This is a genomic window from Micromonospora sp. M51, assembly GCF_018070305.1.
Classification (GTDB): domain Bacteria; phylum Actinomycetota; class Actinomycetes; order Mycobacteriales; family Micromonosporaceae; genus Micromonospora; species Micromonospora parva.
In genome coordinates, this window is record NZ_JAGPXZ010000516.1 from 1 (window position 1) to 4,538 (window position 4,538).

A 4,538-nucleotide genomic window follows, 5' to 3' on the forward strand; every position below is an offset into this window, starting at 1 on the left:
GACGATCAGCTCGGCGTCGCTGACCTCACCGACCTGGCTCGGGTTGAGTTCCAGGTCGTGCGGCTCGGCGCCGGGCTTGGCCTGGTTGGTGACCCGGACCGCGTCGCCGCCGATCCGCTCGGCCAGGAACTGGAGGGGGTAGAACGCGGCCACCACGTCGACTCGTTGCGGGTCGGCGCCGGCGCCGCTGGAGGAACAGCCGGCCCCGGCGGCCAGGGTGAGCAGGGCGGTCGCGGCGGCCAGGACACGGTACGTGGTGCGGTTGGTCATGTCGTCAACTGTCCGTGGCAACGATAATGATTGTCAAAAACGCATGATTGCATGTCAGAGGAGCTTCGCGAGACCCACCGTCACCAGCAGGGTGAGCATCACCAGCCGGATCAGCCGGGTCTGCGGCGCCTGAACCGCCCAGGTCGTCGCCAACAGGGCGATCAGGACCCCGGCGAGCGCGAGCGTCAGCAGCCCGCCGATCACCCCGGGCGTGAAGAACGCCACCAGCACCACCACCAGGGTGAGCAGGAACACCGACGTCGGGTTCGCCCCGGCCAACCGGGCGAGCAGAGGGCGCTGCGTACGCTGCATCCCACAGACTCTACGAGGAGGAACCCCCGGTGCTGGTGACCAACCGGTTCGTGGTCGACGTCGATACCGCCGACGACTTCACCGAACGGGCGCACGCCGCCCTCACCGCGCTGGCCGCCCGCCCCGGCTACCTGCGCGGTCAACTGGTCCGGGCACTCGACGACCCCCGGCACTGGTCACTGGTCACCGAATGGGAGTCGGTCGGCACCTACCGGCGGGCCCTGGGCGCCTTCGAGGTCAAGGTCAGCGCCGTACCGCTGCTCGCGGAGTCGATCGACGAACCCTCCGCCTACGAGGCACTGGCCACCGCCGCCCCCGGCGGGGCCGTGGTCGTCGCCGAGAGTGATCGGGCCGCGGGTCCTTACCGCTGAGCCGCCGGACACTACGCTGCTCCTATGACCGCACCCGCCCCGCCACCCGGTCCCGGGGTGGCTCCGCCGTTCGCCGCGCCCCCCACCGAGGGCCGCCGGACCCGGCTCTGGATCGGCCTCGGCGTCGGCGCGCTCGCCGTGGCGCTCTGCTGCGGCGGGGGTGGCACCGCCGTCGTCGGCCTGGCCGTCAGCGGAGTCCAGGCGATCCGGGAACAGGGCCGCACCGTGACCGGCGACTACTACCAGGCGCTGGTCGAGCGGGACTACGGGCGGGCGTACGACCAGCTCTGCGACGACGCGCAGCGGCGTGAGTCCCGGCCGGAGTTCGAGCGGCGCGCCGCCGCCGAGCCGCAGGTGACCGCGTTCCGGGTGGGTGAGGTGGACACCACCTACCTGACCGTGCCGGTCGACGTGACTCTTGCTGGCGGCGATCGGGAGCGGCAACAGGTCAGCCTCGGCCAGGACGGGCAGACCGGCGGCGTGGAGGTCTGCGAGGTCAGCTGACCCGTCCCCGGTATTCTGCTGGGGCTCGGGGGTCGGTCGTCGTACCGTGGTCCCCGAACCGACCGTTCCATCCACATCTCGCCCCCGCCGACCGCCAGCCGGCGTAGGAGGAAACATGCCAGCCGACCGTATCGACGCCGTCGTCAGCCTCGCCAAGCGCCGAGGCTTCGTCTTCCCCTCCAGTGAGATCTACGGGGGCACCCGATCGGCGTGGGACTACGGTCCGCTCGGCGTGGAGCTCAAGGAGAACGTCCGCCGGCAGTGGTGGAAGACCATGGTCCAGCAGCGCGACGACGTCGTCGGCCTGGACTCCGCCGTGATCCTGGCCCGGAAGGTGTGGGAGGCGTCCGGCCACATCGCCGAGTTCGTCGACCCGCTCACCGAGTGCCAGTTCTGTCACAAGCGGTTCCGCGCGGACCACCTTGAGGAGGCGTACGCCGAGAAGCACGGCAAGCCGCTCACCTCCCTGTCGGAGCTGAACTGCCCCAACTGCGGCAACAAGGGCACCTTCACCGAGCCGAAGATGTTCAACGGCCTGATGAAGACCTACCTGGGCCCGGTGGAGAGCGACGAAGGGCTGCACTACCTGCGCCCGGAGACCGCGCAGGGCATCTTCGTCAACTACAAGAACGTCGAGACGGTCGCCCGCAAGAAGCCGCCGTTCGGCATCGCGCAGACCGGCAAGTCGTTCCGCAACGAGATCACCCCGGGCAACTTCATCTTCCGGACCCGCGAGTTCGAGCAGATGGAGATGGAGTTCTTCGTCGAGCCGGGCACCGACGAGCAGTGGCACGAGTACTGGCTCCAGGAGCGCTGGAACTGGTACCTCGACCTGGGCCTCTCGGCGGACAACCTGCGCCTGTACGAGCACCCCAAGGAGAAGCTGTCGCACTACTCGAAGCGGACTGTGGATATTGAGTACCGCTTCCAGTTCGGCGGCACCGAGTTCGCCGAGCTGGAGGGTGTCGCCAACCGCACCGACTTCGACCTCTCCACGCACAGCAAGCACTCCGGCGTCGACCTGTCGTACTTCGACCAGAGCAAGAGCGAGCGGTGGATGCCGTACGTCATCGAGCCGGCCGCCGGTCTGACCCGGGCGGTGCTCGCCTTCCTGCTGGAGGCGTACGACGAGGACGAGGCGCCGAACACCAAGGGCGGCGTGGACAAGCGCACCGTGATGCGGTTCGACCCGAGGCTCGCCCCGGTCAAGGTGGCGGTGCTGCCGCTGTCCCGCAACGAGGCGCTGTCGCCCAAGGCGAAGGACCTCGCCACGCTGCTGCGCAAGCGCTGGGTGGTGGAGTTCGACGACTCGCAGGCGATCGGCCGCCGCTACCGCCGGCAGGACGAGATCGGCACCCCGTTCTGCGTCACCGTCGACTTCGACACCCTGGACGACAACGCCGTGACGGTGCGCAACCGGGACACCATGGCCCAGGAGCGGGTCTCCCTGGACCAGGTCGAGCGCTACCTGATCGAGCGACTCCCGGGCTGCTGAGACTCCGCCCACGGGGCCTCGGCCGACGCGATCAGCGCCGGTCGGGGCCCCGTACACTTGTGCGGTGACTGCCTCGACCGTGCCGGCGCTGCGCCCGCTGACTCTCGGCCAGCACCAGGTGTGGCCGCCTGTCGTGCTCGCGCCGATGGCCGGGATCACCAACGTCGGGTTCCGCCAGCTCTGCCGTGAGCAGGGCGGCGGCATCTACGTCTGCGAGATGATCACCACTCGGGCGCTGGTCGAGCGCAACCCGAAGACGCTGCGCATGATCGCGTTCGGCGACGACGAGAAGCCCCGCAGCCTCCAGCTCTACGGCACCGACCCGGAGATCACCGCCGCCGCCGTGCGGATCGTCGTCGAGCGCAACCTGGCCGATCACATCGACCTCAACTTCGGCTGCCCCGTACCCAAGGTCACCCGGCGGGGCGGCGGCGCGGCGCTGCCGTGGCGGCGCCGGCTTTTCGCGCGGCTGGTGCGGGCCGCGGTGGCTGCCGCGGCGCCGTCCGGGGTGCCCGTCACGGTCAAGATGCGCAAGGGCATCGACGACGACCACCTGACGTACGTCGAAGCCGGGCTCGCCGCCCAGGACGCCGGCGTGGCCGCGGTGGCCCTGCACGGGCGAACGGCCTCGCAGCGCTACTCCGGCACCGCCGACTGGGACGCGATCGCCACCCTCAAGCAGGCCCTCGACGTGCCGGTGCTCGGCAACGGCGACATCTGGGAGGCCGACGACGCGCTGCGGATGGTGGCCCACACCGGCGTCGACGGCGTGGTCGTCGGGCGCGGCTGCCTGGGCCGGCCGTGGCTCTTCGCCGACCTGGAAGCCGCCTTCAACGGTCGGCCGGAGCGGCGGCTGCCCACCCTCGGCGAGGTGGCGGTGACCATGCGGCGGCACGCCGAACTGCTGGTTGACCAGTTCAGCGCCGGCGCGCGCAACCCGGCCCGAGGCGAACGCGACGGCTGCACCGACTTCCGCAAGCACGTCGCCTGGTATCTCAAGGGCTTTCCGGTCGGCGGCGAGCTGCGCCGCTCCCTGGCGATGATCGAAAGCCTGGCCCAGCTCGACGACCTGCTCGGCAAGCTCGACCCGGCGGAGCCGTTCCCGGTGACCGCCCTCGGGCAGCCGCGCGGGCGCACCAACTCGCCGGGCAAGGTCGCACTGCCAGACGGTTGGCTGGCCAGCCGGGACGACGACACCGTCCCCGAGGGCGCCGAGATGGACGACTCCGGCGGCTGAACCCTCGGTCCGCGACGGGTCGCCGTCGGCGGGCGCGTCTCCGGCGGGGCGCGCGACCAGGTCGCGCCGGGCGCAGGGGGCGCGTCTCTGCCGGGGCGCGCAACCAGGTCGCGCCGGCGCAGGGGGTCGGACATAGGTGTACAGCAGGCTGTAGAGCTGATGTCGTAAACGAGTCATGACCTCAGCTCGTCATGACCTCAGCTCGGAGTGCGCTGCTCGGCGCTGCCGCCGAACTTCTACGGCCACCAATACCCCGTCGTTGCCTGCGGGCGGGGTTGCCTGCGCGTCGCGTCGCGTTGCCCCGGCAAGGCGTTGCCCCGGCAAGGCGTTGCCTGGGTGCGGGGTTGCC

At 70.7% G+C, this 4,538-nt stretch carries 6 protein-coding genes; 4 read left to right on the forward strand and 2 right to left on the reverse strand.

What is annotated here, in order from left to right; all coding sequences use genetic code 11:
* A partial coding sequence (locus KBX53_RS23440; protein WP_210861669.1) for a metal ABC transporter solute-binding protein, Zn/Mn family occupies window positions 1-270 on the reverse strand: 270 nt, incomplete at its 3' end.
* A gap of 54 nt (window positions 271-324) precedes the next feature.
* On the reverse strand, window positions 325-582 hold the full coding sequence (locus tag KBX53_RS23445; protein WP_030338196.1) for a hypothetical protein: 258 nt from the start codon (window positions 580-582) through the stop codon (window positions 325-327).
* Window positions 583-611: 29 nt separating this feature from the next.
* On the opposite strand from KBX53_RS23445, the gene KBX53_RS23450 reads away from it, so the two are divergent.
* The 4 genes from KBX53_RS23450 (at window position 612) to dusB (ending at window position 4,189) form a co-directional block, all read left to right on the forward strand.
* Complete coding sequence (locus tag KBX53_RS23450) at window positions 612-953, forward strand: antibiotic biosynthesis monooxygenase (RefSeq protein ID WP_030338198.1); 342 nt, start codon at window positions 612-614, stop codon at window positions 951-953.
* Between the two features lie 24 nt (window positions 954-977).
* Complete coding sequence (locus KBX53_RS23455; RefSeq protein WP_030338200.1) at window positions 978-1,457, forward strand: hypothetical protein; 480 nt, start codon at window positions 978-980, stop codon at window positions 1,455-1,457.
* Window positions 1,458-1,572: 115 nt separating this feature from the next.
* Complete coding sequence (locus KBX53_RS23460; protein WP_030338202.1) at window positions 1,573-2,952, forward strand: glycine--tRNA ligase; 1,380 nt, start codon at window positions 1,573-1,575, stop codon at window positions 2,950-2,952.
* Between the two features lie 64 nt (window positions 2,953-3,016).
* Window positions 3,017-4,189 (forward strand): tRNA dihydrouridine synthase DusB, encoded by a 1,173-nt coding sequence (gene dusB, locus KBX53_RS23465; protein WP_030338204.1) that lies wholly within the window; start codon window positions 3,017-3,019, stop codon window positions 4,187-4,189.
* Window positions 4,190-4,538 lie beyond the last annotated feature (349 nt).